This window comes from Bilifractor sp. LCP21S3_A7, assembly GCF_052118825.1.
Lineage (GTDB): Bacteria > Bacillota > Clostridia > Lachnospirales > Lachnospiraceae > Bilifractor.
In genome coordinates this window covers 150123-177107 of sequence record NZ_JBQKGL010000003.1, presented here as the reverse complement: position 1 = coordinate 177107, position 26985 = coordinate 150123, and the positions used below count along the sequence as shown (strand labels likewise).

Here is a 26985-nt window from a genome sequence, read left to right as displayed (position 1 = left end):
TACCCATGAGCAATACTGCTGAAAAAAAACGAACCAGTCCGCTTCTCCTGCTGATTGCGGGCGCAATCCTTGTGATTTTCGATCAGTTTACTAAGTACCTCGCCGTCAGCCATCTCGCCGGAAGAGAGGCACGTGTTCTGATTCCCGGTATTCTTGAACTCCGCTACCTTGAGAATAACGGAGCAGCATTCAGCATGCTTCAGAATCAGCAGTGGTTCTTTTATATTCTGACCGCAGTCTTTCTGATTTTCGCCATCTGGCTGATGAGGAAGATCCCACAGAATACATCTGAATTCAATCCTCTTCTGTGGAGCCTTGCCATTCTCTGCGCAGGGGCGGTCGGCAATCTGATCGATCGGATCATGCACCGATATGTGATCGACTTTATTTATTTCTCCGTCATTAATTTTCCGATCTTTAATGTTGCGGATATCTACGTCACCGTATCTGTGATTCTGTTGATTATCCTGGTTCTGTTTCACTATAAGGACACGGATCTGCAGAAGATCTTCGGGCGAAAGAACAACGCGAATCAAAAAGAGGACGCACAATGAAAGAAATCTCGTTTGCCGTCGAGCCGGAAGACCAGGATAAAAGAATTGATATCTATCTGACCGAACAGCTTGAAACCATGTCACGCTCCCATATTCAGAAGCTTCTGAAGAATGAGAGCGTTTTTGTCGCGGACCGGTCGGTCAGAGCCAATTACAAAATCCAGGCCGGAGACCGGATTCACCTGACAATTCCCGACAATCAGGAGCCGCCTGTTCTGCCCGAGAATATCCCTCTCGACATTCTCTATGAAGATGATTGTCTCCTCGTCGTCAATAAGCCGAAGAATATGGTCGTTCATCCCGCCGCGGGGCATTATGAGCACACTCTGGTAAATGCTCTGCTCTATCACTGCGGAGACAGTCTGTCCGGGATCAACGGTGTCCTCCGGCCGGGCATCGTTCACCGGATCGACAAGGATACGACCGGAGCGCTTGTCGTCTGCAAAAATGATATTGCTCATCAAAGCCTTGCCGCTCAGCTTGCCGTACACAGCATCACCCGCAGATACCGCGCGATCGTTCACGGAAACCTGACGGAAGACGAAATTACAATCGAGGGCAATATCGGACGCCATCCGGTTGACCGCAAGAAGATGTGCGTAGTCCCGGACGGCAGGGGCAAGCCTGCCGTTACTCATGTCTGCGTGCTTCAGCGGCTGAACGGCTACACTTACATTGAATGCCGCCTGGAAACCGGGAGAACCCATCAGATCCGCGTACATATGGCACATATCGGTCACCCGCTCCTGGGCGATGAACTCTACGGGCCAAAGAGATGCCCGGTGAAGGGACTGCAGGGCCAGACGCTTCATGCCATGATTCTCGGTTTTCAGCATCCGGTTACCGGCGAATATTTGGAATTCACCGCGCCGCTGCCGGATTATTTCAATAAACTTCTGATAAAACTGGCCTGAATTTTGTCCTCCGCTTTATTCTGATTATATTTGTGCAAACTGACAGTTATTTTATAAAAGTATACAAAAACATATCCTTTTCGCATAAATTTGTGTGTGATTTTTTGAGGGTTCATGTTATAATGGACTTAGAAAATTTCTTGCTACAGCAGGATGCAGGAAGGAGGACTTGTTATGAAGACCATCATTACAATCGGACGTGAATTTGGAAGCGGCGGACATCTGATCGGCAAATTGCTTGCAGAAGATCTGAAGATCCCGTTTTACGACAAGGAGCTTCTCGACCAGGCCGCCAAGCACAGCGGACTCGCCAAGGAAATTTTTGAAAATCAGGATGAGAAACCGACCAGCAGTTTTCTGTATTCTCTGGTAATGGATACCTATTCCTTCGGTTACACATCGAATGTCATGAACGATATGCCATTGAACCAGAAGGTATTCCTGGCACAGTTTGACACCGTGAAGAAGCTTGCGCAGCAGGGACCATGTGTTATCATCGGAAGATGCGCGGATTACGCGCTCGAGGATAACCCGAATCTTCTGAGTGTATTCATTCACGCGGATCTCGATGTCCGGGTGAGAAGGATTTCCAATCTGTATGATCTGACGGACAATAAGGCCAGAGACCGGATCCGGAAGAACGACAAGAGCCGTTCCAGCTACTACAACTACTATACCAGCAAGGAATGGGGATCTGTAGACAGCTACCATCTCTGTCTGGACAGTTCGAAGTTCGGAATCGACGGCTGCGTGGAGATTATCAAGAACGCGATTGCTCACAAGGAGAGCGGATATCACCACGGCATTACCGATAAGAACTGATTTCGGCAAATACGGGGGACTGAAGCCTGTGATTACAATCGATTCTTACGGAGAGCGAGGATTGTGGCTGCGACTGAGTGATGGCAGCCAGATCTGAAAGTGAACACTGTGATTGCAGCCGGTTCTGAAAGTGAACACTGTGATTGCAGCCGGTTCTGGAAAGTGAAGGCTGAGAGAAAGGACGGGGCTGCCGCACGAAAATGTGCGGCAGCCCCGTTTGGCGTTTCTGTTGTTCTCTGTATTGTTTTTGCGTTCCTGTTTCTTTTTTCGGTTATCTCTTTTTCTGCGGCTGGTCCTCTCTCGGGATACCGGAGTATCCGTCGTACGGACGGTCGGAGAAACGGTACATGGAGGAGCGGAGTTCATTGGTCTGATCGTAGCGCTTGCCGCCCCAGTAAGGTCTTCCGTTCATCTCGGTCTTCGGTCCGAAATGAACATCCCTCATGATATACTTCAGGAACTCTTCAAAGCCGGTGCGGTCAACAATGTAGCCAATATGCTCCTTATTCTCAACCGCTCCTCTGTCCTGATAAGCATCCAGATAATCATAGGTGTTCTTGATAATCCTGAGAATGCTTTCCTCATCCGCCCATTTCAGAAAATCAACACCCAGCCGCGGGTTCTTCTTTCCGGTACGTCCGAGAAGCGACACACGGAAATAATGCTCTTTGCTTCGCGTCCACGCGCGGGTAGGGCAGTAGATGACACAGACACCGCACCCGATGCATTTGTCCGTATCGCGGACAATCTTTCCATTTACGACAGAGAGCGCACCTACGCTTCGTCTGCTGCAGTACTTCACACACTGTTCACAGCCGATACAGCGGTCAGGGTTGTACTGAGGCTCTGTCTGCCCGATAATACCGAAATCATTCAATCTGACATGCGCACAGTCATTAGAGCAGCCGGTGCAGGCAATCTTCACGTGATGATCGTTCGGATAGATCAGCTTGTCGATTTTCGCTGCAAGTTCCTTGGTGTCGTAGCATCCGAAGGGACACAGAGATTTGCCCGGGCACGCGACGACATTTCTGGTTCCGGAGGAGGGGTAGCCCTCGCCCGGCTTGTTCGGCGCCTGTGTCACTCCGCTCGCGTCGATGATGGACTGCAGCGCCTTATTCACCTCTTCGACATCTTCAATCGGAATTCCCGGAATCTCAAAGCCCTGACGGTTTGTCAGATTTACTTCTCCGGTGCCGTACTTAACCGCGATCTCAACAACCTTCGCGAGAGAGGCCGCATCGATTCTTCCTCCCGGCACACGCACACGGGAGGCGACTTCTCCTCTGACCTTCGACTGACGGAAGTTGTTCTTTTTTAATTTCTTTACATTACAATCGTAACCCATAGATATCTCCCTCCTCAGTCAAGCATATTCTTGCTCTCGGTATAGTTGAAAACCGGACCGTCCAGGCAGACGTACTTCTCGCCGATTCTGCAGTGTCCACACTTTCCGAGGCCGCAGCACATCTTTCTTTCCTGAGACACCCAGATGTTCTCCTCACGGAAACCCTTCTCGAGAAGCCCCATAACGGAGAAACGCATCATCGGCGGCGGACCGACCACGATCGCCGCGGCCTTCTCCACATCGCGGATTTTCACATCCGGGATGTATTTGGTCACAAGACCGATCTTTCCGTCATATCCCTCCGGCGCTCCGTCAACGGTGAGCCAGAGATCCAGACGCTCATCCCATATCTTCAGGTCATCCCGGAACAGCATGTCGTCCGGGCTCTTGAATCCAACAATAACGTGCTTGTCCGCAGCATCCGGTTCGTCCGCGAATGCGCTCACAACACCGCGAACCGGTGATACGCCGGTGCCCCCGGCAATCACCAGAACTTCTCTGTTCCGATAGAGATCCATGTCAAAACCATTTCCGTACGGACCGCGAAGCAGGAGAGTCTGTCCTTTATATTTCTCAAAGACTTCATCTGTGACTCTGCCGACCTTGCGGAGCGTCAGATCGATATAATCCTTACCGATGCCGCTGACAGAAATCGGTGCCTCTCCGAACTTCGGAACAGATACCTCAAAAAACTGACCGGGCTTTACCGCTCCCGAATAGCTGAGACGGAAGGTATATTCCTTTTTTGTGTGCCGGATTACATCCAGAATCTCAGACGCGAAGGGAATGTATGGATTTTTTTCATTTGCTGCCATTTGCACCTGCCTCCTTTCCCGCTGCATCCGCAGATTCCGCAGCGAGTTCATTCACTCTCTGATTCACCTTATTGATGATTTTGGAGAAGGAGATGTACTCCGGACAAACAGCATCACAGCGGCCGCAGCCGACGCACATATCATAGCCGAAGCGTTTCCGGAAGTCATAGATTTTGTGAAGCACCTTAAACCGCATCCGTTCTCCCTGCGTTCTTCTGTACTGACCGCCGCCGGCTACGTTCGTATAACCGTCAATCATGCAGGACGCATTTACACGGCGTCTCTCGCCGACCTTCCCATTGTCGGTGTAGTAGATGTCCTGCATGGTGAAGCAGGTGCATGTAGGACATACAAGGGTACACCGGCCGCAGCCGATACATCTCGCCGTGTATTCATCCCAGATCGGATCCTTGTAGATACTGTTCGGGATTTCATCGGGAATTTCCACCCTGGTCCGGTTCCTGACGGGATAGGAAGGCGTGACCTCTGCCTTCACACCGCCGGCCTCTTCAAAAACAGACTCCAGGGAAGTGTCCGGCACATCACAGAGAAATCCATCCGACGTCTGCTCTACAGAAAACAGATATCCCTCTGTTGCCCGGTTGGTACCCATGCTGGCCGAAAAGCCGTCCGGATCATCCGCCTCATCACCGGCGATCAGCGCAAACTTTACATGATCACGAATGTTCTCATAGAAATAATCCTTCGGTCCATTGCCAAGATAGATCTGATCCAGCCTTTTTACCGCGTGAATATCGTAGCTTCGAAGAAAAACAATCACATCCCGGGTATCCCGGTCCGCTTCCTTCACAACATTCTCCGTAAAGAAGAAGAGCGTCTCAGACAGCGGCGTCAGGATCTCCTTGAAAGAGTAGTCCGACTTCTTCTGAAGCTCGATTTCCGACGCATCCGTAATGAATTCATAGCGGATAACATCCGTGTCCGTGAATCTTCCTTCCCCGACCTTACGGACAGGCGCAAAGATTCGATAATTCTGGCCGAGATTCTTCACCACCTGAGAGAATCCGGCTCCATCTAGCGTGTATCCCATGTAAATACCTCCTCGTATATATACAGGACATCTACTTCCACACTGTTAAATATAACAAATACTATGAAAAAAGAATACCGATTTTATTATAGTTAAAAATTTAACAATGCGTATCTGACTCATCATTACAATTATATCACTCCCGCATATTTATCTGGTTGCACACGCAACGTTAATGATCAATTGCTTCAACACGATTGCGGTTTGTTGTGTGTAACACACTGTGTCCGCAGGCCGTATGACTCCGACAGACCGGTTGCGAAAAGAGAGACTGCGTCCTATAATTTTGCTTAAGGTTACGTCTGGCCCGATCTGCCGGACAGTCAATGGATACGGAGGAACAGCATGCGGTTAAAAGAAGAAGAAATCGCAGAGATATGCGAGGCAGAGATACCTCTTTTCGCGGGACTCGATTCCGGGAAGATCGGAGCGCTGGCCGGTCATCTGGACAGTCATATTTCCAGCTTTAAAAAGGGATCGCATATAATTATGGAAGAGGAAAATGTGAAGTTTATCGGTATTGTTTTGTCCGGAAGGGTGGATATGATCCGGGAGGATGTCCGGGGCAATAAAATTTTCATCATCTATATGAGAAAAGGTGAACTTTTCGGAGAGACCTTCAACATCATGAAGCAGACTGCCTCGAGGGTCACTTTCTGTGCGGCGGAAGATACCCGTGTGATTTTCCTGTCCCTGAACCGGATCCTTCATCCCTGCAGCAATCAGTGCGTCTTTCATGTGAACCTTGCGAATAATCTGTATGATCTTCTCGGGCAGAAAAATATGCAGCTGATAGAAAAAATAGAGATCGTATCCAAGCCGGACCTGAGGAGCAAGATTCTAAGCTATCTGTCGCTGCAGGCAGAGAAGCAGAACACCCGCTACATCGAAATCCCGCTGAACCGCGAGGAAATGGCGGAGTATCTGTGTGCGAACCGAAGCTCACTCAGCCGTGAGCTTGCTTTGCTGAAGCAGGATGGCATTCTCGATTTTCACAAGAATACCTTTATTCTGCTCCGCAATCCGCTTCACGCATTTCCCGCACAATATCAATGAAAGCCTTTCATAAGAAAATTGTGCGCAGCTGCAGACATTCTGTTATAATATAAATTCAATCGGATTTCTGATCCGATGAATTCACAGAATAACCATATTTATTCTATATTATATACACCATCATTCAAATATACACCGGGAGTGGAGAACAATCATGGAAAAAATAAAAGTCGGTATGCTTGGAATCGGCAACATCGGCAAGGGAACCTACAAGGCACTTGCCATGAATCAGAAGAAGATCGCGGATACGACCGGACTGGATATTGAAATCGTGAAGATTCTGAACCGTCACCCTGAAAAGGACCGCGGAATCGACATTCCCCGCGAGAAATATACAACGGATGTAGATGACATCCTGAACGATCCGGAGATCAGCATCGTCGTGGAACTGATCGGAGGTATTGAGCCAGCCACCACGTTTATGGCACGGGCGCTCGAGAACGGCAAGAGCGTTGTCACGGCAAACAAGGCGGCAATTGCCGCAAATGGCCGCATGCTTGCGCAGCTTGCACAGGAGCACCATGTGCTGCTCCGTTTCGAGGCTGCTGTGGCAGGCGGAATTCCGATCCTGACCTCCCTGACGACTGCCCTTTTGTCCAACGAATTCAGCTCCGTTCACGGCATTCTGAATGGAACAACAAATTATATCCTGACGCAGATGGAAGAAAATGGCAAGGATTACGCCGATATCCTCCGGGACGCACAGGCAAAAGGATTCGCGGAGGCAGACCCGACCGCTGATGTGGAGGGAATCGATGCGGCGAATAAGCTCTCGATTCTGATATCTCTGGTATTCGGTCTGGGTGTAGGACCGGATCAGATTCCTACACAGGGCATCACCCACGTTGGATCGGATGACATCGCCTTTGCAAAGGAATCCGGATATAAGATCAAGCTGCTTGCGAGTGCCCGTGAGGAGAACGGAGAGGTTTCCGCCAGCGTGGAGCCGTCGCTCGTTCCGGTCAGCCATCCTCTGGCGAATGTCCGCAATGAATTCAATGCCGTGTTTATCACCGGCAACGCGGTTGACAATCTGATGTTCTATGGCAGAGGGGCCGGTCCGCTTCCGACCGGAAGCGCTGTCATGGGAGATGTGATCGGTGTGGCCCGCAAGTGGGAGAAGGATTCCGCCTACGATATCGTTCCGCAGCTGCGCTACGACGCCGACCTGAAATTCATCGGTGAGGGCAGCAACAAATACTATGTGCGGATGATGGCTGAGGATATCCCCGGCGTCATGGGCAGAATCACTACAATCCTCGGAGCGCACGGAATCAGCATCGAGACAGCCCTGCAGCGGCCGGGCAGAAATAACAGCGACACGCGAACCTCGTCGGCTCCCATCGTCCCGCTGATTTTTATCTTTGCCAATGTAGAGAAGACAATCGTCAGCGACGCGCTCGATGATCTTCTGGAAAATCACTGCGTGAAATCCGTCGAAACCGTGATGCGCGTAGAAGAATAGTCCTCCGGATTGTTTTTTTGTACGCAGAAGAATAAGTCCTCCGGATTTTTTACGATTATTTGTATCAGAAAAGCAAATTGCAAAAGGATATCCACTATGTTTGAAGATGATTATGTAACCCGGCAGAACCGGGAGATCCTGAATACACTGCGAAAAATTGTGTTTGGCGAGGCCGACCGGACTCCGTATAACACTGCAGCCCGGGAGAGCGGAAGAGAGGTGCAGAATGTCAACGAACAGATGGACGACACCTCCGAAGCTCTCTTCGAACTACAGTCCATGGTAGATGACGGAGACATCAATGACGCGGAAAACAAAGTCTATGATCTGATCGAAACCGGCGACCGGGGGAATATGCGCACGGCGCTCTATTTCTACGCGTACCTCAATGACAAATCCGACGATTTTCTGGAAGGACACCAGTACAGCCGTCAGGAAGTCACCGATGGCATCCGGAATGTATGCGAAACCTACGGACTCGGCAGCCTGGTACAGGTATTCTGACCCGAAGACGGTTTTACAAGGTGGTTTATTATTTAGGGGAGGAGACTTTGAAATGGCACTCTGTGTATCGATCCTTTCACTGGTGTGCTTTTGTATACTGAGTGTTCTGGAACTTCGTTTCCACCAGACGGATAAGGAGCATTTCTTCAAGCCGCTGCTGATGCCGGTGCTGATTGTATTTTATCTGTCATCCGTCTCCGTGTCGGGAAGGGAAATCCGGTATCTTCTGATTCCGGCTCTGATCGGAGGATTTCTTGGAGATACGTTTCTTCTCCGGGAGGAGTACTTTATTCCGGGTCTGCTGTCCTTTCTGGCAGGCCATGTCTTCTATATTATTGATTTCTGGAGAAACATCAAGGTATCCTGGCTGCGGCCCATCCCGATCAGTGTCATCTTCATGATCTATTTTCTCTACATGATCCTTGTCGTTCAGAAACTTTTTCCCGGCATGGACCCTAGGGCAAAGGTGCCGGTCAGCCTCTACATCGGTGTTATTCTGGCCATGAGTTTCAGTTCTTACCTGATGTATATGACAGGGAAAACCTCCGGAAGAATGATCACCTGGGCAGGAACCATGCTCTTTATCGCTTCCGACACCATCCTTTCCTTCCAGGTATTTCATAAGAAGAGCGGCACATGGGTTATGCCGACATACCTTGCCGCGCAGTTCCTCATCGTACTGGGTGCACTTATGTAGGCGCAGTTTCTCATCGTACCGGGTGCACTTATGCAGGTGCAGTTTCTCATCGTACCGGGTGCGCTTATGCAGGCGCAGTTTCTCATCGCACCGGGTGCGCTTATGCAGGTGCAGTTTCTCATCGCACCGGGTGCGCTTATGCAGGCGCAGTTTCTCATCGCACCGGGTGCGCTTATGCAGGCGCAGTTCCTCATCGTACCGGGTGCGCTTATGCAGGATGTGCCGCAGATTCCGGTCACGGCATTTACCCGCAGCAGAAAAAACTGGTCAAAAAATACATTGTGCAAAATCTGACACAAAATTATCTTTTCTTGTAATGTTTTTTTTACCATATACGGGTATAATCCTGTTTTGAAATCAGAAATACCATCCGGCTAAGTTTTATCATGTCCGGAGAAACCAACAGTTTACAACAAATCCTAATCCCCCGCATGCGGGGCACCACAATATGTATAAGTATCCGCGTCACGACAGCTGCTCTGCAGCTTACGTGCCGCTGACAGGAGTGTGATATTTTTTGAATAAAGCTTCAAGTACCAGAAACAATCAGAAAACAAGAAATCTTTCCGTCAGCACAATTATACTGATCGTGTTGCTGGCAGTTATCATCATCGGCATTATATCGGTATTTGCGATTTATCAGCACGCGAAGCATACAGACACTTTCATGAAGAACACCACCTTCAACGGTGCTGATATCTCCGGTATGACGCCCTCACAAGTTGCTGATCAGATCATTCAGAACAGTCAGCCGGTGACGATTGATATTACCGAAAATGACCAGACGGTGCTGACCGGAGATCTGTCCGACTACGGATACAGTCTGGACAAAAACTCAATGACAGCCTCTCTTGAAAAGGCAAGAGAAGCACAGACAGAGAGCATCAGCGCATATCTGCAGAACACAGCCGGAGGAGATAACATCTCCGCAGACAACGTATATTCATTCGATGAGGCCACTTTTGACTCTTTTGTACAGAGCTCAAAGTTCAGTGTCGCCCGTGTAAAATCAGTCGAGGCTGCGGTTAATCTGGATTCTTCCACCAACACCTACGTTGTCACACAGCCGGTGCAGGGAAATGAAGTGGATGACACTAAACTCCAGAAGGCAGTCCGGGACGCAATTGAAAGCGCATCCGAAAACGGTACACTCACCGGCACTCTGAAGATCGCAATTCCCGAAGACTGTTACACTTCAGAGACAGTGAATATGGATACTACAGATCTGCAGAAGGAAGCTGATGACAAGAATAAGGAGCTGAAGCTTCAGGCTTACAAGGATATGGCGATCACCTACCAGTTCGGGGATCAGAGCGAGACACTTACATACGATACCTTCAAGGACTGGCTCACCATTGCAGACGACGGAAGCTGCACCGTGGACAAGGACAAGGCCGCCGCATGGGTGAGTGATCTTGCGAATAAATACAATACCCGTCATATTGAAAAAACCTTCAAGACCACGGGCGGTCTGACCATTGATTTTCCGGCCGGAAAGGTGGAATACGGGTACACCGTTGATGAGGATTCCGAAACTGCGGAACTGATCAAGGATCTTCAGGCAGGCCAGTCCATCAGCCGTGAGCCGATATACGTTCAGACCAACGACTATGGAAATCCGTACTACTACAAGAGGAACGGAACGGACGATCTGGCCGGAACCTATGTGGAAGTCGACCTGACGAAGCAGCACCTCTGGTATTACAAGGACGGCTCCCTGCTTCTGGAGAGCGACCTTGTAAGCGGTGACCTCTCGAAAAACCAGGGCACCATGACCGGCATCTTCCCTGTCGCATACAAGGAAAGTCCTTCCACTCTGGTGGGCGCGAACTACTCCACAAAGGTTCAGTACTGGATGCCGTTCTATGAGGGTGAAGGTCTTCACGATGCGTGGTGGCGCACCGCATTCGGCGGTGAAATCTACAAGACCAACGGATCAAACGGATGCCTGAATCTTCCGTCGAATGTAGCACAGTCCATCTATGAAAACATCGACGCTGGTGTTCCGATCGTGATCTACTATGAACCCGGCACAGAACCCGCAGATTCAACCTATGCGTCAGACTCTGCGACAATGGCGGACAACGCAGCCGCAGCCGGCTGATATGAATTTAAGAACGAGAGCCCAGATTGTGACCTTCCTGTACTGGTCTGTAAAATCCTGAGTCAGCGGCGCTTTATTAAAAATTTATTTTTTATTGTTCAAAAAAGATATATAATAAGGGATTGAAAAGACAAATCGTTAATGGATCAGTATTTTACCGGAATCCGGAGGAAGGATAATCTTGCAGGAAGAAAATATCTCAAATATTGAAAAATATGGAAAACCGGTTCTCAACAGTCTGAAGTTCCGGGAAGCTCTGGAGCAGTGTCATCATCACAGCTCAACCGTGGGTATGCATTCTCTGAACGTCACCTTTGTTGCCCTTGGCATCGGATACATGCTGGCCAGGCTTCATATCCGCACGGACACCAGGGCACTGGTTGTCGGCTGCCTGTGCCATGATCTCGGCATCCTGGGTCGAGAACGCTTCACCTCAAGTTCATCTATGTGCAGACTTCATCCGATTGAATCCGCTAATCTTTCTGTTTTCTTCGCAGATCCGGAAGACAGGGACAAGGTCTATGATATCTGTATGCACCACATGTTTCCTCTGCTGGCTGCACCACCAAGAACAAGGGAAGGATGGGTGATCACGGTTGCCGATAAGGTATCCGCCGTCGGTGAGAGGATGCTTCCCCCCGTCCGCCGGATGTGGGAGAAGAGAAATCTCAAGGTAATACCTGATCCCTTCATTTTGAACATTGCCGCATAAATGAACATGTCGGGATCGGATCAATACCTGATCCCTTCATATGTCGGGGTATATTTGATCCGTGAATACAGTAAAAGCTGCAGAGAATTATACGACTGCAAGTAACGGATTAGATGCAGTTAACAATACCTGCCTTCAAGAATCTTCCTTATATACGTCCTGAATAATCTCAACGGCCGTCTTCTTATTCTCCGCATTGTCGGTGATATAGTGGGCGGCCGTTACGCTGATATCCGAGTGATTCAGTGCCTGCTGTGTAAGCTTGATATCGTGGGTGGCCTGATAGAGGTTGTCTCCGAAAGTCTTCCGGAGCGAATGGACATGAATATTCTTGTCCGGGACAACTGATTCCGTGTATTTTTTCACGATGCGCTGCACCGATCTCGGTGTGATTCTCCGCTTCTGATTGGAAAGAAAAAGCGCCGGATCGTCTGCATCCTCCGCCCGCTCATAGCGTATATAATCACGCAGAGCGCTTTCCGCATTCTCATTCAGGAAGACGATATCATCAATCCCTCCCTTGCGGTGGATCACAAGCTTATGTTCCTCCCACAGAACATCCGTGAGATCGATTCCCACACACTCTGAAAGCCGGATCCCCGTGTTCAGCATGAGAGTGAAGAGGGCAGTGTCGCGGTACTGATTTTCCCGGTTGCATTTTTTCTGATGCTCGGAGGCCAGTGAGCTTCCGGTCATCACCCCGGCCATCACCTGATTTACTTCCTCCGTATTCATGAACTGCAGATCCCGCCTGGGATCTTTTTTTTGCTTCAGCTCAATGCTGTACTCAGAGAGCGGATTGTGCGCAATAAAGCCATATGATTTCAAAAATTTATAAAAGGAACGGAGCGCCGCAAGCTTTCTGGCCTTGCCTTCAGATTTTCCGGTGCGGAAGCTGCCGAAATAATCATCGAAATCAAAATTGTTCAGCTGTCCGAGCGTATCCGCCGAAAGATCCATGACATCAATACCTTGAGCATTTGCCGTATATGTCAGGAACCCGCGAATGTCATAGAGATAATTCAGAATTGTCCGCCGCGACTTGCTTCCCGCAGCAAGGTTGCTGATGTAGTTTTTCACATATTGCGGAAGCTCTGTCAACAGATCATTGATTTTCTCCATGGTGAGAATATCGACTTCTTCGTTGTATTTCATAAATGAAATCCTTTCGGCTTTGCGATGATGCGGCCTGACGGAGGCCGCACCGATAAAATGGGCGAAAAATCTGGACAAAGATGAGAATGAGAGAAGACAGACAGGGATATAAAGTGTCGCAAAATAACAATTTTACGACATTTTATATCCCTTTTCCGGAAATTAATACTCCTATATGTCCTTATGAGCAATGATCTGCCTCATCGAATTATCTGCGTTATCCAATGATTATCTGCGGTTTCTTTTCTCCCGTTCTATTGATTATCTGGGGTTTCTTTTCTCCCGTTCTATGCGATCTCTTTCCTCTGCTGCAGCTGACCGGACATCTGCAGGTATTGCGTTTGATTTTACAATTCCAGGAAGAAGTTTTTCATAAGAAAGGTCGTTCCGGTCCTGCGCATGCAGATCATAATCGCATCTGTAATAAGAATGTCCGGTATAAATATCCAGCCCGTCCTTATCCTTGTCCACACGAATAATTGCGGATGTTGTCACGGGTGTTCCGTCGTTTACGTCATACTTACGGTACACATATCCGCGCACCCAGAAAAATTTTCCATTATAATGCAAGGACCAATCCTTCAGATCTGCCATATCTTATTTCCTCCGGCAAAAATATCTTTTTCTTACAGCTTTACAGCAAACACATCATGCCGGCCGACCGGCATAAAGCAGCACATGTCAAAGCCGCACAAGTCAAATGATATGTGAAATATCCGATATCGCTGTAGATGCTGATATAGTTATCATTATACAGCCTTTTATCAGAGAAGCAACCGGTACCTGATTTACAATCTTATTCTGTATCTTTTGCCCATCCGAGCGTCGAACGGACTGCCTGCTTCCATCCCTTAAGCTCCCTTGTACGGGTCTCATCGTCCATCTGAGGCCGGAATTCACGGTCTATGGACCAGTTATGCATGACATCGTCTCTGCTGCTCCAGAAGCCTGTTGCGAGCCCTGCGAGGTAAGCGGCGCCCATAGCCGTCGTTTCCACGCATACCGGGCGTCTCACCGGTGTGTTGATAATATCGGACTGAAACTGCATCAGGAAATTATTCATGCTTGCGCCGCCGTCCACCTTCAGCGAAGACAGATGAATTCCCGAATCCAGCTCCATCGCGTGAAGCACATCGCTGGTCTGGAAAGCCAGAGATTCCAGCGTTGCCCGGATAATATGATATTTGTTTACGCCGCGGGTCAGCCCTGTTATGGCGCCGCGGGCGTACGGATCCCAGTACGGAGCTCCGAGTCCGGTAAAAGCAGGAACCACATAGCATCCATTCGTGTCCGGGACTCTTGTCGCAAAATATTCAGAATCCGGTGAGGAATCAACAATCTTCAGCTCATCCCGAAGCCATTGAATCGCAGCTCCTGCTACATAGACAGATCCTTCAAGGGCATAATCCACTTTCCCGTCCAGCCCCCAAGCGATCGTCGTCAGAAGCCCGTTTTCGGAATATACCGGCTTATCCCCCACATTCATCAGCATAAAGCAGCCGGTACCATAGGTATTTTTTGCCTCACCGGGCTTGAAACAGGTCTGCCCGAACAGCGCAGCCTGCTGATCTCCCGCTGCTCCCGCAATCAGAACCGGTGCCCCGAAAAATTCTTTGTCCGCCTCTCCGTATATGCAGCTTGACGGTTTCGCCTCAGGAAGAATACTCATGGGGATGTCCAGAATGTCGCACAGCTCCTCATCCCACTTCAGAGTATTGATATTAAACAGCAGCGTACGGGATGCGTTGGAATAATCGGTCACATGCACTTTTCCCTTGGTCAGCTTGTAGATCAGCCAGCTGTCCACGGTCCCGAAGCAGAGATCTCCCTTCTCCGCCATCTCCCGGGCACCTTCGACATGATCCAGAATCCAGCGGATTTTCGTACCGGAAAAATACGGATCGATAATGAGCCCCGTCTTCTTCTTGAATATATCAACAATTTCCGGGCGGTTCACTCTCAGATTTTCTGTGAAATCAGCGGTACGGCGGCACTGCCAGACAATTGCGTGGCTGATCGGCTGCCCGGTTCTGCGGTCCCACAAAATTGTTGTTTCACGCTGATTCGTAATGCCAATTGCCGCAATTTCCTCTGGCGCGGCATCAATCTTCCGCATCGCTTCACGCGCTACCTGCAGCTGACTCTGCCAGATCTCATTGGCATCATGCTCCACCCAGCCCGGCTGAGGGAAGTACTGCATGAATTCCTTCTGCGCCATACTGCAGATTTCACCTCTGCTGTTGAACAGAATACAACGGTTGCTTGTGGTACCCGAGTCCAGTGCCATCACATACTTTGCCATAATTGTAAAAACCTCCCTTGTCCGCTGCTTTGTGGAAGCAAACGAAAAAGTCAGTCAATAGACGATAGTCTTTTTCTATCGCTTTTCGACTGACTCCATCCAACTCCAGTGCGTATACTCTATAACTCTATAACTCTATAACTCTTTAACTCTTTAACTCTTTAGGTAAATCTCATAGATTCATTTCGGAAACAGTTATATTTTATTGCACTTTTACCAAATTAGCAAGCTGTTTTTTCAATTGGCAGCATCTTAACCTCTCTGACAAACTTCTGCTCCGGAAGGATTATAGTACTGTGCAGTGATACATACTCACTTCTTCTTAATACTGCCAGCATCCGGCCTCAGCTATGAAGGCTTCCCTTCCTGGAAGTTCCACGGTTGCTGTTGTATTTGCCGGTACCTGGATTGTGTAATGATAATTTCCTTCTGCATCCTTTTCCCAGCGGCAGGAGACCAGCCCGTACACGCTGTCATAGCTGCTCTCCGCGAAGCTGCATCTCCCGCCCGGCTGGGGAGCAATCCGGAAGGAGTTTCTTCCGTTCACGGAAATTCCACACATCGAGCGGAACAGCCACGCACAAACTGCTCCCTTGGAATAATGGTTCAGGGATCCGATCCCTCCCTGTTTTGACGCAGGTCCTTCCCATGCCTCCCAGATGGTTGTGGCCCCATTCTTCGGCATAGAAAGCCATCCCGGAATATCTTCGTTCTCCAGAAGACGGTACGCATACTTGACATCAATCTCTGTAAGCACGTCAAGAATTAACGGAGTAGAAAGGAATCCGGTTCCAAGTCTCCAGTCATAATGATCCAACGCTTTGATCAGCCGTTTCTTGGCAAATTCTGTCTGTTCTTCATTCAAAAGATTAAAAGCAAGAGGTCTGACGAGTTGTGCCTGGCGGTCCGTATCCAGACTATATTTTCCTCCGCTGACCAGCTCCTGATATGCTCTGCGGCATCCATTGCTGCTGCGCATAAACTCTCCGGCATCTCTATCGTGTCCGAGTATCCTGGCAATGTTCGCCATCAGACGAAGTACATATGCGGTATAGGCAGTCGATACCTCCGGGTGGGGAGTAACGAAATCCTGCCACCGGAAAGCACATACATCCTCAGGCTCCGCCCATTCCCCATAGCTCTGTCCTTTATTGACCAGATATTTCCGGTTTTCCGGGGAAAGTCTGATCTTTTCTGCTAAAGGTGAGTGATTCACGCCCATCCGCTTCTCCATGAAACGGGCATACCTTGCCATGCCGTCATAGAACTCTTCCAGAATGCTTTTATCGCCGAACATCTTTGCATAACGGTAGGGCATCAGGATCCCGACATCGGCCCATCCCACCGATCCGTTCATCGATCGCATATAAGAATCAGCGCCTCCGTCTGGCACGATATGCGGCAGGCAGCCGTCTTTCTTCTGCCAGTCAAAGACATCATGCAGCCATTTTTTAGAGAAGCTGGCAAAGTCCATCATATACGCCGCGGTTTCAAAAAAAATCTGCGCATCTCCTGTCCAACCGTGACGTTCTCTGGTCGGACAATCAGTCGGAATATCCAGATGGTTGCTCTTGGCAGACCGCATTGTTGCCTGATAAAAACGGTTCAACAGCAGATCTGAGCATTTAAAGCTTCCGACCGTCTTCATATCGGAATAGACGGCAATGGAGACAATGTTCTCCGGATCCAGCTCCACATCGCCTTCCACCTCCGCGTATCGAAATCCGAAAACTGTAAAACGGGACTCATATTCATTCCATCCGTTTTTACAAGTAAATTCGATCTTCTGCAGGGGGGTAGTCCGTTTTTTTCTCGTGAGCTGAATATTGGCGAGCGTCAGATTTCCCTCCTCATCCAGCATTTCTCCAAAACGCCACACCATCCTCTGACCGTTCTCTGCGTGAACACGGAAAGAGATAATTCCGGCAAGATTCTGTCCAAAATCCAGAAGCTTCTTTCCGTTTGGCGCAGTCGTGATAAGTGGATGAAAGGTCTCATGTTTCGTAACCGGCACATTATTGGAGCAGGTCGGAAGTACCTCATGGCTTGTCAGCTTTGCATACCCAACACAGGAAGAATCTGCAAAAGCATCCATACGAGCATCCACAATTTCCCCATCCTTATTGTCTGCAAAACGGACCGGGCCCTGATCGGACCATTTCCAGCCTGCATCTGTTCCGATCACATCCGATGAGCCGTCCTCATAACAGATCTCCATCTGCGCCAGAAGCTTTGTCTCACTCCCGTACTGATTCTTCAATCCATAAGCACCGCAACTTCCGCGATACCATCCGTCAGCCAGATCTACATCCAGGATATGAGAATCCACTGAAAGCATATCTGTGACATCATAAGTCTGATACTGCACACGCTTCCTGTAATCCGTATAACCGGGTGCCATATAAAAATCACCCACTTTTACGCCGTCAATCCTGGCCTCATAGAGACCGCAGGCAGTGATGTAGAGTCTTGCCTTCTTCACCGCCCGTCTGCAGGTAAATTCCTTTCGGAAGCAATCGACCGGATAACGTTCCTTCTTATTCACCTTATAATTTCCGGTGATCCATTTCGCCTTCCAACAGGTCGCTGAACCTAGACCGATTTCAAAAAAAGCCTCTTCGCTGATCTCTCCGGCTCTATCCTCCTCATCCCAAAGCTGCACCGTCCACAGGACAGAATCCCTGCTATGCAGTTGGTCGCCTTCCCAGGGAATCAAATGCATCCGGTCAGAGCAAACTTTTCCGGAATCCCATATAAGTCTCCCTTCTTTTTCTGCCCGAATCCGGTATGCTGTCTGTCTGCGTCCGCCCTCACAATTCCAGGATAAACGCGGACGACGGATATCAATGCCCATCGGATTCGTCAAGTATTCCGTTCTAAGTCTGATTGCTTTCATCCCCATTTTCCTCCAAAATTAAACACTGTGTTCTTTTCTGATTAAAGCCATAAATGCTCCTGCTTTTCCATGATTTGCCTCTGCAAGGATCATATCCGCAATCTTCTTCGGAAAGGCTCCACCGGAATTGACAATCATGCCATGCAGAGAACAATCCACGGAAGATGATACCAGCATTCGGAATTCGGGATTAGAATAGTCCGGCTTCATTCCCATTTTCTTCGCAATCTGTTTTTCAATCATTTCACACATTTTACGCGCGATAAAGCTGAAATCCTTCATCTCACTGAGTGTATTTCCGAATGTGAACTCTCCCTTCACAGGGGACCGGTCCTCTTTAACCTCTCTTCCCAATAAAAGACTCCAGTCCTTCAGAGAAGGATGCCCTGCAGGCGCTTCATACCAGCTTCCCTTCAACCTATTCTCGGTGCGAAGGGTTACCCCTTCTATTATCAGACTCTTCTTCAGACGTATGTCTGCGGAAGACGCCCCTACCATAACCGTATAGTTCCCGGAAGGGATAATAAATTTATCCTGAAATACAGCAAAGCTCCTCGCATCCAGCATCATGGTCACCGTTTTTTCCTCACCCGGCTCCAGATAAATCTTTTCAAATCCCTTTAATTCTTTGATTGCTCGAAAAATTCCATCCTGTGGATTTCCGATATAGAGCTGTACAATTTCCGCACCCGGATTGCTTCCTGTATTTTTGACGCTGACAGATACCTCGTATTGATATTCTGCTTTATCAGTCTCTAAAATCTTCAAATCGGAATAAACGAAATCTGTGTAGCTCAGCCCGAACCCAAACGGAAAATTCACACTCACCCCCGCTTTGTCATAATACCGGTAACCGACATAGATTCCCTCCCGATACTGGGCGTTCTTGCGAACCCCGGCATAGTAGCCGTAAGACGGCACATCCTTCAGGGAACGAACCCAGGTTTCTGTCAGTTTTCCGCTTGGATTTACCGCTCCGGTAAGAACATCATAGATAGCAGATCCTGAAGCCTGTCCTGACAACCCGGCATATACAATTCCCTCCGCCCGGCCCTGATACGGAATTTCCATCACGCTTCCACCCATCAGAACCAAAACCACGTGAGCGTGATGTAAGGTTGCTTCATCTATCATCCGCTTATGTCCGACCGGCAGATCCAGTGTATCACGGTCAAATCCTTCCGACTCATATTGAGAAGGCAGGCCGGCAAAGACGATAACCTTATCATACTTTCCGGCTGTCTGGTCAATCGCGTCAAGTGCACCTTCGAGCAGGTGTCCCTTTTCATCTACCACTTCCAGATAATCCGCTTCCGGCATCATGGGCAGAAACTGATCCTGCATTGTCGGATGGATATGACTGCTTCCGGCTCCCTGGTAACGTCCATCCTTCGCCATATGGCCAAGAATCAGAATCTTCTCACTGCCGTTCAACGGCAGAACATGGTTTTCGTTTTTTAACAGAACAATTCCTTCTTCAGCTGCTTTTCTGGCGAGCTCGTGGTGTTTTGTCTCATCAAAGCCCCGTGAGTTTTCTGTTTGCGTAATTGTCTCCTGATGCTGCTCCCGATTTTTCTGCATGTCGAACACCAGTTTTAGCACCCGTGCAGCACAGCGATCTACACTATCCTCACTAAGCCTCCCTTCACGAATCGCATGCATGGCTTCTTCATCTACCGATATCGCACCTCCGGGCATAGAAAGATCACATCCGGCAGAAAAACCGTTTGCTCTGTCATTCATTGCGCCCCAGTCGGTGACAACCATTCCCTTGAATTTCCACTCTTCCCGCAAAATTTCTGTCAGGAGATGATAATTGTCCGAGTTATAGACTCCATTGATTTTGTTATAGGAACACATGACAGTTTTAGGCTGCGCATTCCGGACCACTCTTTCAAAACCGGCCAGATAGATCTCACGGAGTGTACGCTCATCAATCTGAGAATCCGAAGAAAATCTCTTGTATTCCTGATTATTTGCTGCAAAATGCTTCAGGCTGCATCCCGTTCCGGTCGACTGCATACCCTCTACATAGGCGGCCCCCATTTCCCCGGCTGCAAATGGATCCTCTGAGAAATACTCAAAGTTTCTCCCACACAGCGGATTTCTCTTGATATTGATACCAGGACCCAGAACGACAGAGACATCATATGCACGTGCTTCTTCTCCGATCGCCTCAGCTACCTGACGAATCAGATCCCGGTTCCACGATTCCCCCAGCGTCACAGCTGTAGGAAAACAAGTGGCCGGTTCCGATTGATTGATGCCGAGCATATCCGCTTTCTCACTCTGTTTTCGAAGACCGTGAGGACCGTCCGTCATCATAATAGATGGAATCCCGTATTGTTCAAATGCCTTTGTATGCCAGAAATCCTTGCCGGAACAGAGGGCAATCTTGTCTTCCAGAGACATCTCATCCAGAATCTGTCTTATTTTCAGGTTTCTCATTTCCTCTGTGTATTTGTCCATGTAATTATTACACCCTTTCCTGCGCTATCCTCAAACTTGCAGCATTCTTCTGACTAATTAAGCTTTATTGTCCGGGTTCGAAAATTTCTGTTCCGAAATTATTTTACGTAAATTCTTATTTCACAGCTTTTTTCTTTCTCTCAGAAAGTTCTGTCACGATCTGCGGATAAATTTTCTCCAGGTCGTACATTTTAAACAGAATTGCCATTCCGATCAAAAGAGCCAGCGGAATATAGATAGAAAACGTAAAGATTCCTGCAGTAACCGCTGACGGCTGTTCTGCCGCTGCCGCGCCTGAAATAAATCCACACGCACCCAGGATCCACCCTATCAATGATCCTCCGATACCTGATCCGATTTTGGACCCGAAGGATGATGCTGAATTGCTCATCCCGACCAGCTTATGTCCGAACTTCCAGTCATTGTACTCAACACAGTTATTTACCAGTGCACTGGTCAGACACATGATTGGAATGTTCGCAAAGGTAACCATGCTTCCACCCACCAGACAGGAAATCAGGCTGTATGGGGTGAATACACGATAGATACATCCGACAATACCAATGATACAGCCGGTCAGGCAGGTCTTTGCCATTCCTAATTTCTTCGTCATCGGACCAACAAGTATAAAGCCCGCAAAGGTTGGAATCAGACCGACAGCACCCAAAAGTGCGACAATGTTGTCGTTGCCAAGGATATACTTTGCGTAAAAGGTTCCTCCGGAAGTAGAGAGTCCGTAGGAAATATTCATCAAAAGATTGGCAATCAACATAATCACCCAATATTTATTCTGGAATAAAAGCTTGATTGACTGTGCAAAAGCTAGTTTGTCAGGGCCCTCTGTGCTCTCCGCATCCTCTTCCTTCCTACTCTCTGCGACCGTCTCTTTTGATGATCTGTATAAAACGACCATGCTGATGAAGGAAAGGATTGAAAAAACAGCTGCCACTTTGATCCATGCCGCCTGGGTTCCTCCCAGAAGATTCGTGATCGGTATCAGACCGATCGATATAATCATGCCGACCACATATCCGAAGACTGCGCGGTATATTCCCATCTTTCCACGCTCCTCGCTGCTCTCCGTGCGCATGGCAATCATAGCGCCGTAGGGGATGGCAATTGCTGTATAGATGACTGCGCTGCACAGGATGTTTGTGATCAGCACATAACCTGACTGAACACCCCTGGATGCCTTCGTGGGAACCGTGAAGAGCAAGACAATAATTGCCGCTATCGGAATCGCCATGATCCGAAACCATGGCCTGGCTTTTCCATCCCTGAAAGTAACATCATCCATAATCTTTCCCATGATCAAATCCGTAAACGCATCTATAATCTTAGCGATAACAAGCATGGTTGCCACCGCTGCCGCTGCAAGTCCCACTTTATCCGTATAGAAATACGTCAGTTGTCCCACCAGACAGGAAACCGCATTTAAAGGAAGCTGACCGATTCCATCTCCCAGATAATCCTTAAAGCGCATAGTTTTCTGAATTCCCATCGCGTCCTTACCAAGTGCCATTTTCTTTCCCATAATCTCCTCCTGTAAAACATCGATATCCGAGCTGGCCGGGCCCCATAACGGTTCTTTTATAAACAGTCTAACAGGAAAATAGCCCTTTTTATTGTAAGATTGTGATGATATATTGTAAAATTAAGGCATTATCGGAAGAAACCTATTACGGATAAGAAGCAAATCATTGAAATATCGAAGAATCAAAATATAGCAGTCTGAATATCTTTAAACAAGAAAATCTACAGAAGATAAAAGAAAGGCTTCATTAATGAACATAGATTTTGAACAAAAGCTAAACATGATTTATCATGCCACCTATGTGCCGACCCACTATTACGTAAAGAGTAATCTGAAGGCTGTTTATCCTTCTCTCAGCCTTCCGGATGATTATCTGAAGCATTATAAGGACCAATTGCTCTCTGCACAAGATAATCTTCTTTATCTGACTACAAAAGAATTTGCCTATCTTGGCTTCTGCAGAAACCCGGAGACCGGTGAGTCTGTCGTTTTAGGTCCGGTCTGCTCAATACCCTTAGGTGACGAGGCAATTGATCATCTCATTTCCGCCTACAGCCTCCCGGTGCAGATGCGGCTTCAGATCATAGATTTTTTTCATCAGACGCCTCTTTTCTCTCTGGATCAGTTTCTGAATATCCTTGCATTAATCTATACAGAGATGACCGGAAACGACATTGACATCTTTGCACGGTTTAGAATTGTAAATCATGAAAGGGAAGAAGAAATAGGAAATGTACACTCCAGGTTGCTCTATGAGCGCAAGGAGGAACAGCATTATCATGATACCTACTTTTTTGAGCAGGCCTACTATGGATTTGTCGAACGGGGAGATTTGAATGGCCTGAAAGATTTCATGAAAACGGTTCCACCGCTTGACGTCGGTTCTGTCGCTCAGGATTCCCTGCGGCAATCGAAGAATATCTTTATCATCACTATTGCGCTTATGACTCGTCACGCAATCTCCGGAGGTCTCGATATTGAAACTGCCTATCTGCTCTCCGATTCCTACATTCAGGAAGCGGAGCGTATGACAGATGCCACAGCTATCACGCTGTTAACCGCAACAGCGACAATGGATTTCACCAGAAGAGTTTCTGACGCGAAAATTCCCAGCGGTATGTCAACGGATGTCTTTCGCGCCATTCAGTTTATCTCGAATCATATCAATCGAAACATATCTGTCAGTGATATAGCGAAGGAACTGAAAATGGACCGAAGTACTCTTTCCAGAAAATTCAAAAAAGAGCTTGGATTCCATATCAGTTCCTATATCATGCGGCGGAAACTGGAGGAGGCCAGAAGCCTTCTGCACTACACCGATAAAACGATCAGTGAGATAAGCGAATATCTGTGCTTCTCCTCACAGTCCTATTTTCAGAATGTCTTTCGCAAAAAATACTGCTGCACACCCAGGGAATATCGAAAATCTGTCACGAAATCAGAAACGCACGTTCGTTAATTCATCCCTTTATATTCACGCGTGAGCCGAACAACAACCGGAGAAAGCAGAAGCACGGCAATCAGGTTTGGAAACGCCATGAGTGCGTTCGAGGCGTCCGCAATCGTCCACGCAAGTCCCAGCTTGACATTTGCTCCAACCACGACAAAGATCACGTAGATCGCCTGATATACCTTTGAACCGGTCGTTCCGAAAATAAATTCAAAACATCTGCTGCCATAAAGGCTCCAGGAAAGCAATGTCGAATAAGCAAACATGGCAATACACACGGCGATTACAATGGCTGCCAGCTTCGTTCCAAGCACTGTTCCAAACGCCATAATGGTCAGATCCGTTCCTGCGGTCTTTCCATAAAAGGCTTCGGCCTTGCCGGATATCAGGATCGCAAGCGCTGTCAGCGTACAGATAACGATGGTATCCGCGAAAACCTCAAATACACCATACATTCCCTGCTGAACCGGATGCTCGACATCCGCAGCCGCATGCGCAATCGGTGCCGTTCCAAGTCCAGCCTCATTCGAGAAAATACCTCTTCCGAATCCGGCCTTCACTGCCTGCTGAACCGCTACACCTGCAAGCCCGCCGCTGATGGATTTCGGATCAAAGGCACCCCTGAAAATATCGGAAAATACAGATCCGATCATGCCGGCATTTCCCAGAACCACGACCAGTGCCGCCACAATGTATACAAGTGCCATCACCGGAACCAGTTTTTCGGTTACGCTTCCGATTCGCTGCATACCTCCGAACAATACGAGAATGGTCAGGACCGCTCCGATAATACCGATCACCATATAAAGCGCCTGAAGATCTCCCGCAGGAAGGTTCGGCTGGAAGGATGTGACAACTGCTCCGATCGAGGTAACGATGGTATTGATCTGGGTCATATTTCCTGTACCGATCGCGGCTATAGAGCCGAAAACACAGAACAGAACTGCCAGCCAGTGCCATCTGGCACCGAGTCCGTTCTGGATATAGTACATCGGACCGCCCACAAAATCTCCGTTGCTGTTCTTTTTGCGAAAATGAACAGCGAGCAGGATCTCCGAGTATTTCGTACACATTCCAAACAGAGCCGCTATCCACATCCAGAAGATGGCGCCCGGCCCGCCAATTGCGATCGCACCCGCAACACCGGCGATATTTCCGGTTCCGACTGTTCCCGCCAGCGCCGTACTCAGCGCCTGTACCGGTGTCAGACTTCCATCCTGATTCTCCTTGCGAACGAACAGCTGCCCGACAGTCTTCTTCATGATATATCCGAACTTGCGAAACTGCATGAAGCGAAGACGAATACTCAGGAAAACGCCTGTTCCAAGCAACAACGCCAGCATAGGAATGCCCCAGACCAGCGAGTCGAACTGATTGATGATTTCCGTAATGTTTTTCATGGTTTCCCCTTCATCGACAATCATATAAAACGACTACCGCATTTGAAATACCCGCCTCATTACCGGAGGCCTCTCTCACCTGCGATAGTCTTTCTGAAAATACTGATTCCAAATGATTAAGATAAAACACGTCGCGATCCCGATGCCTGATTCCTCTGCTACAGCATATCCCAGATAGCCGGACTGGTGGCGGAAACCGCGATGGCTCCGTGATTCAGCGCATTCATCACATCCTCCCGGTCGCTGATGAGTCCTCCACAGATCAGCGGCAGATCCGCCGATTTTCGGATCTTGCTGATCACCTTCGGTGCCAGTGTGCCAGGAAGAATTTCAATCACATCCGGCTGTGACGAATAACTCTGTCTGGTCAGCTTCCCGACGGTGTCCATTGCTCTGCTGTCCAGAATAAAGACACGAAGAACCGCGGCAAGTCCCCGCTCCTTGATACAGGAGATCAGGCTGCTCCTTGTCGTGATGATACCCTGCGCCATGGTTTTCTTCTTCAGAAAATCAACGGCAGCCTCCCTCTGACTCAATCCGTCAATCAGATCCAGGTGGACAACCGGTGTCTTCCCGGCTTCTGCAATTTGCTCCGTGATTCCGGAGACGCTGCACACATCACCATAGAGAACAAATACAATTTCAACCTCTGTCTTCAGGCAGGCCTCAAGGCCTTCGTCATTTCTGACAGCCGCTACAATCGGGCTGTCCTCGAGTTTATCCAGAAATTCCTTATTCATGTCTCATGATAACGGCTGATGACCGTCTGTGCATCCAATGTAGTACTCCCGTCTGCCGTATACAGTCTCACTTCACTGAAAGAAGGCTTTTCAAGCATTCCGGCAAGCTCCCGCAGATCCATTGTCCGAAGGCTGTATTCGCTGCCGCGCGAAGAAACCGCGCGATCTGCTTCCATACGATCCGTGTAAACAGGAATGCAGTGCGTCCGGCCGTCAGAAGCCCGATAGCAGACCATCCGCTTCTCATTTCCCTTGCAGATCGTATAATATTCTCTATCCCTATTCAGCGCAAGCGCCGCACTTTTCGATTTCTGCATCCGATAGCTCTCCACCGAATTCAGGACACCGGATATGTCCTTGAATCCGCTGTAGAGATCTGTCTCAATCCCTGTTTTATATTTCTTCAGTATCCCGGAATCACGGAGAATATCCTCGTCCGTCTTGCCGCAGGAACGGATGCCCGTGAAATGATCCACTTCCTTTCCGGATGCCGCATCATACAAGGCAACCGTCTGAATCGTCCATATTTTTTCCGATTTCCAGATTGCCAGAACCTTTTTCAGATACTTTCCGGTCTCCTCACGGTCTTTGCCCAGCTCCGAAACGACTTCAGAACCGACAGCAGCAAGCCAGAACCGCGGTCCGTCACTGACATAGGCATACATTGCTTTTCCGCCCCTCGGGTCGTACTCTTTCTCAAATCTGAGAACCTTGTCCTCCTCGCTTTCCTCAGAGCTGCTGTATACCGCTGCAAAAAGGTGATAGCGTCTGCAGAACTCCTTCTCGCGGATCTTCTCGGAATCGGGATCAGGAAGAACCGCCGCGATATTTCCGTTTTTCAGATAAAACCAGTCCGCATTCGGAAAGTTCTTTTCATTTATTGAAATCGAGTCGTTCATAATCTTATTCTTTTCTCCTTACATGGATTGCATATCGGAATTACCGCTTCCGAAGGCGGAATCTCCTCTACCTGTCACAGAAATACGTTATCGGCATG

Annotated in this window: 23 protein-coding genes; 11 read left to right on the top strand and 12 right to left on the bottom strand. The window is 48.6% G+C overall.

Annotated features, from left to right (window positions below):
• The first annotated feature begins 5 nt into the window (after positions 1-5).
• The 3 genes from lspA (at position 6) to ACTQ1O_RS03955 (ending at position 2290) form a co-directional block, all read left to right on the top strand.
• The gene (lspA, locus tag ACTQ1O_RS03965; RefSeq protein ID WP_441486209.1) at positions 6-554 is read left to right on the top strand and encodes a signal peptidase II; all 549 of its coding nucleotides are present in this window, start codon (positions 6-8) and stop codon (positions 552-554) included.
• Positions 551-1468, top strand: coding sequence for an RluA family pseudouridine synthase (locus ACTQ1O_RS03960; protein WP_441486208.1), 918 nt, complete (start codon positions 551-553; stop codon positions 1466-1468). The genes lspA and ACTQ1O_RS03960 overlap by 4 nt, the downstream gene beginning before the upstream one ends.
• Before the next feature lie 174 nt (positions 1469-1642).
• Positions 1643-2290, top strand: coding sequence for an AAA family ATPase (locus tag ACTQ1O_RS03955; protein WP_441486207.1), 648 nt, complete (start codon positions 1643-1645; stop codon positions 2288-2290).
• Between the two features lie 271 nt (positions 2291-2561).
• On the opposite strand, the gene asrC is transcribed toward ACTQ1O_RS03955, so the two are convergent.
• From asrC to asrA, 3 genes are read right to left on the bottom strand one after another with little or no spacing between them, the layout of a single operon-like run.
• Positions 2562-3638 carry a sulfite reductase subunit C gene (gene asrC, locus ACTQ1O_RS03950; RefSeq protein ID WP_441486206.1) on the bottom strand — a complete coding sequence of 359 codons (1077 nt, stop codon included), beginning with the start codon at positions 3636-3638 and terminating at the stop codon, positions 2562-2564.
• Between the two features lie 14 nt (positions 3639-3652).
• Positions 3653-4453, bottom strand: a complete 801-nt coding sequence (gene asrB, locus ACTQ1O_RS03945; protein WP_441486205.1) for an anaerobic sulfite reductase subunit AsrB — start codon at positions 4451-4453, stop codon at positions 3653-3655.
• Entirely contained in the window at positions 4440-5504 is a 1065-nt protein-coding gene (gene asrA / locus ACTQ1O_RS03940; protein WP_441486204.1) for an anaerobic sulfite reductase subunit AsrA, read from the bottom strand. The genes asrB and asrA overlap by 14 nt, the downstream gene beginning before the upstream one ends.
• A gap of 345 nt (positions 5505-5849) precedes the next feature.
• Here asrA and ACTQ1O_RS03935 point away from each other — a divergent pair, with 345 nt between their 5' ends.
• The 7 genes from ACTQ1O_RS03935 to ACTQ1O_RS03905 all read left to right on the top strand — a co-directional run bounded on the left by ACTQ1O_RS03935 (position 5850) and on the right by ACTQ1O_RS03905 (position 12042).
• Entirely contained in the window at positions 5850-6560 is a 711-nt protein-coding gene (locus ACTQ1O_RS03935; RefSeq protein WP_441486203.1) for a Crp/Fnr family transcriptional regulator, read from the top strand.
• A 154-nt stretch (positions 6561-6714) separates the two neighbouring features.
• Positions 6715-8025 carry a homoserine dehydrogenase gene (locus tag ACTQ1O_RS03930; protein ID WP_441486202.1) on the top strand — a complete coding sequence of 437 codons (1311 nt, stop codon included), beginning with the start codon at positions 6715-6717 and terminating at the stop codon, positions 8023-8025.
• Positions 8026-8121: 96 nt separating this feature from the next.
• Entirely contained in the window at positions 8122-8529 is a 408-nt protein-coding gene (locus ACTQ1O_RS03925) for a DUF6483 family protein (protein ID WP_441486201.1), read from the top strand.
• Positions 8530-8581: 52 nt separating this feature from the next.
• Positions 8582-9226: a lysoplasmalogenase gene (locus ACTQ1O_RS03920; RefSeq protein ID WP_441486200.1), complete on the top strand. Its 645-nt coding sequence runs from the start codon at positions 8582-8584 to the stop codon at positions 9224-9226.
• 30 nt (positions 9227-9256) lie between these two features.
• Positions 9257-9520 carry a hypothetical protein gene (locus tag ACTQ1O_RS03915; RefSeq protein ID WP_441486199.1) on the top strand — a complete coding sequence of 88 codons (264 nt, stop codon included), beginning with the start codon at positions 9257-9259 and terminating at the stop codon, positions 9518-9520.
• A 223-nt stretch (positions 9521-9743) separates the two neighbouring features.
• Positions 9744-11330, top strand: coding sequence for a L,D-transpeptidase family protein (locus tag ACTQ1O_RS03910; RefSeq protein ID WP_441486198.1), 1587 nt, complete (start codon positions 9744-9746; stop codon positions 11328-11330).
• A 181-nt stretch (positions 11331-11511) separates the two neighbouring features.
• Positions 11512-12042 (top strand): HD domain-containing protein, encoded by a 531-nt coding sequence (locus ACTQ1O_RS03905; protein WP_441486197.1) that lies wholly within the window; start codon positions 11512-11514, stop codon positions 12040-12042.
• Positions 12043-12177: 135 nt separating this feature from the next.
• Here the strand turns inward: ACTQ1O_RS03905 and ACTQ1O_RS03900 are convergent, their stop codons facing one another.
• From ACTQ1O_RS03900 to ACTQ1O_RS03875, 6 genes are all read right to left on the bottom strand, one after another.
• Positions 12178-13197, bottom strand: coding sequence for a tyrosine-type recombinase/integrase (locus ACTQ1O_RS03900; RefSeq protein WP_441486196.1), 1020 nt, complete (start codon positions 13195-13197; stop codon positions 12178-12180).
• 261 nt (positions 13198-13458) lie between these two features.
• Positions 13459-13791, bottom strand: coding sequence for a hypothetical protein (locus tag ACTQ1O_RS03895; protein ID WP_441486195.1), 333 nt, complete (start codon positions 13789-13791; stop codon positions 13459-13461).
• Between the two features lie 202 nt (positions 13792-13993).
• Positions 13994-15499, bottom strand: a complete 1506-nt coding sequence (gene glpK / locus ACTQ1O_RS03890) for a glycerol kinase GlpK (protein WP_441486194.1) — start codon at positions 15497-15499, stop codon at positions 13994-13996.
• A gap of 322 nt (positions 15500-15821) precedes the next feature.
• Entirely contained in the window at positions 15822-18395 is a 2574-nt protein-coding gene (locus ACTQ1O_RS03885; protein ID WP_441486193.1) for a family 78 glycoside hydrolase catalytic domain, read from the bottom strand.
• Positions 18396-18413: 18 nt separating this feature from the next.
• On the bottom strand, positions 18414-20864 hold the full coding sequence (locus ACTQ1O_RS03880; protein ID WP_441486192.1) for a beta-glucosidase: 2451 nt from the start codon (positions 20862-20864) through the stop codon (positions 18414-18416).
• Positions 20865-20979: 115 nt separating this feature from the next.
• Positions 20980-22398 (bottom strand): MFS transporter, encoded by a 1419-nt coding sequence (locus ACTQ1O_RS03875; RefSeq protein ID WP_441486191.1) that lies wholly within the window; start codon positions 22396-22398, stop codon positions 20980-20982.
• Positions 22399-22648: 250 nt separating this feature from the next.
• Between ACTQ1O_RS03875 and ACTQ1O_RS03870 the strand changes: the two genes are divergently transcribed.
• Positions 22649-23857 (top strand): helix-turn-helix transcriptional regulator, encoded by a 1209-nt coding sequence (locus tag ACTQ1O_RS03870; RefSeq protein WP_441486190.1) that lies wholly within the window; start codon positions 22649-22651, stop codon positions 23855-23857.
• Here the strand turns inward: ACTQ1O_RS03870 and ACTQ1O_RS03865 are convergent.
• The 3 genes from ACTQ1O_RS03865 to ACTQ1O_RS03855 form a co-directional block, all read right to left on the bottom strand.
• Entirely contained in the window at positions 23854-25248 is a 1395-nt protein-coding gene (locus ACTQ1O_RS03865; RefSeq protein ID WP_441474467.1) for an alanine/glycine:cation symporter family protein, read from the bottom strand. The two genes, ACTQ1O_RS03870 and ACTQ1O_RS03865, sit on opposite strands and share 4 nt — an antisense overlap.
• Before the next feature lie 158 nt (positions 25249-25406).
• Entirely contained in the window at positions 25407-25988 is a 582-nt protein-coding gene (locus ACTQ1O_RS03860) for a glycerol-3-phosphate responsive antiterminator (protein WP_441486189.1), read from the bottom strand.
• Entirely contained in the window at positions 25985-26887 is a 903-nt protein-coding gene (locus ACTQ1O_RS03855; RefSeq protein WP_441486188.1) for a hypothetical protein, read from the bottom strand. Before ACTQ1O_RS03855 ends, ACTQ1O_RS03860 begins: the two co-directional genes overlap by 4 nt.
• Positions 26888-26985: the final 98 nt, after the last annotated feature.